At 40.1% G+C, this 3,651-nt stretch carries 2 protein-coding genes; both read right to left on the reverse strand.

The features are described 5' to 3' along the window. Nucleotides 1-118: 118 nt before the first annotated feature. Entirely contained in the window at nt 119-1,516 is a 1,398-nt protein-coding gene (locus JHC35_RS01565) for a restriction endonuclease subunit S (RefSeq protein WP_295041626.1), read from the reverse strand. Between the two features lie 32 nt (nt 1,517-1,548). After that, nucleotides 1,549-3,531, reverse strand: a complete 1,983-nt coding sequence (locus JHC35_RS01570) for an N-6 DNA methylase (protein WP_295041627.1) — start codon at nt 3,529-3,531, stop codon at nt 1,549-1,551. Nucleotides 3,532-3,651 lie beyond the last annotated feature (120 nt).

Genomic DNA, 3,651 nt, shown 5'->3' on the forward strand with positions numbered 1-3,651 from the left:
AAGATGCCGTATCACGTACGGCATGACGAGGTATTATTTGAAGATTTTTTGAAGATTTTTGGTCAGCATCCCATGCTTCTTGAGAAACGTATCCTCGTAAACTCTGCATCATAACTCCTTAGATTGTTTCTCCCTGCTCAATCGCTCTCTCAACTGCCGTTTTCGCCTCTTCGAGTAATCGTTTGCTCTTTGCTCTCAACGTAAAACTTTCGGAGATTTTTTCAGCGATGATTTGTTGCACTTTTTCATCGATTAAAGGCAAGGGAATAGATAAAAACTCATCTTTTCCGATAGCTGTTAAAATTGTTCCTGAGCATCCCTTTTTTAATACCGCTTGCATGGCTTCATTTTTCAGTAAAACCAAAAGAGTTTCACTATTGATTTGCTTAGAATTAATTGCATAAAATCCTGTTGAACACAAAGCTTTATTGTATTCAGCACTAACAATTGCTATGCTTTGTAGCGACCCTTCGATTGAAGATACAATAACTTGACCCGTATTAACTTTTCGTCTAGCACGTGTCGGGAGATCGGCACCTTTTTCTCTCATGCAACCTTTAATTTCACCATTTAAGCCAATATTTGAAAGTTCAATATAGTTGTATATTTCATTATCATTAGGTGTAAAATTCGTATCATTAAGTGTACATACTTCTGAAACAGTGGAATATCCACCCCGATAGCTTTTGATTCTTTCGATAATATCATCGTATTTGAGCTGGTAGTATTCGGCATCAAGTCGTCCGCTCATCCCGAAACTCTCGCTAAAGCTTTTAACGGCGACGCACTCATTGGAAGGGGTAAAATCGTTTAGTCCCAACTCTTCGAGGAGGAGTTCTTCGGCTTCGGAGTAGAGTTTTTTGCTCTCTTCGAGTTTTTGATACGCTGATTTTACGAGGGTTTCGATATGTATTTGGAAATCATTTGAAAAAATAGGAATTTGCAGTCTTCCAAGTTCTTCACAATTCAAATTAACTTGCTCTGTCTGTCTAGACAAATAATAAAGATAGTTTCTGCCATAAAATGAGTTCAGATAAATATTCACGTAATCAGGGACTATTTTTTTTGAGTCAACTCGTATTAAAGCTATGTTTTGATTAATATTTGCAGGAAGAATTTCTTCATTTATTTTTGTTGCTCTTCCGATAATCGCTTGTGTGGCTCCAATAATTGTAACAATAATATCATTTACTTGAAGCTGAGTACGTTTTATTTCTTGATTACCAAGATCAGATAAATAATGATTAAATTCAGGCTTTATAAAATTATCTCTTAGGTTATCTGTCTTGATAAACTTAATGTCACCACCATAAAATTTTTCATTCGCCATTGATGGTGTATGCCCAGTAGAAATAGTTTGAACTACTAGTTCAGACAGTAAAACACATTCGTGATTGCCAAGAATTCTTTTAATTCCTAAATATTCTTTTTTATAATGCTCTGCATCTAGTCTGAAAATTTCTGCATCATTTATAGTATCAGAAAAATTCAATTCAACTGCTTCCAGCCCATCCAATAATGCCTGATATTTGGCACTATCAAACGGGCTTAGGGCTTTGGGTAAAAACTCAACCCCTCTTTTTTCGCAAACTCGGCGAATGCTTCGGCGATACCATCTTGGGTGAGTCCGTCGTGATTAAAGAGGTCATGTTTGACAATCAAGTGATCGTGCGCATCGAGGCGAAGGGTGCCATCCTCGTTTTTGACGTAAATTTTTTCCCCGCTGTTGTCTTTGCTTGGTTCTCTCATCGTCGCAAAAAAGATGGGGTAGTCTTCTCGTTTCGGGCAAAGCTCTTTGTCCCATTTTTGCACAAATAAGACTGATGTTTTCGTCCCCGTGTGAGGTTTAAAGACATTGCCGTGTATTCCGACGACGGCGAGGATGCGGCATTTTTCAGCGATAAAATCACGGATATTTTTGTCGCTGGAGTTGTTAAAACGCCCTTGTGGTAGCACCACTGCCATCCGCCCGCCGCTTTTGAGCATATCAAGGTTACGCTCGATAAAGAGAATGTCCCGTCCTACTTTCGTTTGCCATTTACCTGCGGCATTTTTCCCCAGTTCGTATTTGGCGAGGATACGGCTCTCTTTTATATCCCCTGCAAAGGGAGGATTGGCGAGAAGAAGATCAAATTCGTATTCTTTATTGGAGTCTTTGTTGGTGCGGAGTTTTTTAAGCCGTCTCCACCCCTCGAAATAGCTATTCTGCCAATCTTCGTCTTTGGTCGTCTCATCCCATCGGTCATAATCGAGTGAATTGAGATTGAGGACATTGGTGTGACCATCGCCTGCGATGATGTTGAGCATACGTGATACACGGACACTCTTTTCGTCGAAATCGATTCCGAAGACTTTGTTCTTGACATACTCCAATGCTCTATCGGTTTTTCTCTCTGCGGTAAAGAGGTGCGATGCTTCGATCCCCATATCGGCATAGATTTTTTTCCACACGGCAAACACGGTATGGATAGGAAAACCACAGCTACCGCTGGCGGTGTCGATCATCGTTTCGGATTCTGTAGGGTTGAGCATTTGTACCGCCATATCGATAACGTAGCGAGGGGTGAAGTATTGCCCTTTTTCCCCTTTGGCGGTTTTGTTGACCAGATATTCAAAGGCATCATCGATAACATCGAGATTGGAGTTAAAAAGCTTCACGTCTTGGAGACTCGATACGCACACCGAAAGATGCGAGGGCGTTAAGCGAAGTTTTTCATCCTCGTTAAAAACACCACCCCATTCTTCTTTCGCTTTGCTAAAAATCCCTTCGATCTTTTCTTTGAGTTCACCGTCACTTTCACCGTAGTTGCGAAATTCGAGATTTTTGGTCAGCTTACGGGTGTTTTGAAGTTCATCAAAAAGTTTGATAAAGATGAGTTTGAACACTTCTTCAAAAACATCCACTCCCGCATTGGCTAAAACTTCATCTTCCATATCAAGAACGATACTTTTGAGGCTTCGGCGTTGGGTTTTTAGGATGTCTTTTTTAATCAAATCCTCGATGGTAAATTCTTCTTGGAGAATGTCTTTAAGCCCTTGATGACTTTGGGGAATATCCGTTATAGGCTCAAAATAGTTAGGGTCTTTACGGTGATAATACGCAATCTCTAGCCCATTACTCCATATTGCAATCGTCGCACCCGTAGCATTACAATAACTTTTGAGTTGTTCTTTACCGTCTTTGAGTTTGGGTTTTTTGACCTCGATGATGATGTAAGGGACGGTAGGTTGGATTTTATCCATAATGACAATGTCGGCACGTTTGACCTCACGCCCGAAATGGACAGGATACTCGACGTGCATTCGTGTAGTGGCGTAACCATATTCATCACGGAGTTTATAAATATAAAGCTGTCGCACGATCTCTTCAGGAGTTAGTTTAATCTCTTTTTTACGGACAAGACAAGAGACATAATAATTTATTCCGTTCTTGGTCTCTTTTTCAATAATTGTTTGTTCAAGTTGTTCGATGTAGTTGGCAAATAGATCAATTTTATAGTCGGAATCTTTGAGAATAGCGGATAGTTGCATGGGTATGGACCTTCAAGAGTAATGAGGGATTTATTATACTGAGGGGTTCCTTACAACTACCGCTCCACAAAGGGACAAAAAGCGTACCAAGAAATTGTTAGCAAGATGTTAGAAACGATT

The organism is Sulfuricurvum sp., from assembly GCF_022759005.1.
Lineage (GTDB): Bacteria > Campylobacterota > Campylobacteria > Campylobacterales > Sulfurimonadaceae > Sulfuricurvum.

Coding starts and splice junctions, on each gene's coding strand:
- JHC35_RS01570 (WP_295041627.1), bottom strand. CDS start 3,531: ATGCAACTATCCGCTATTCTCAAAGATTCCGACTATAAAATTGATCTA.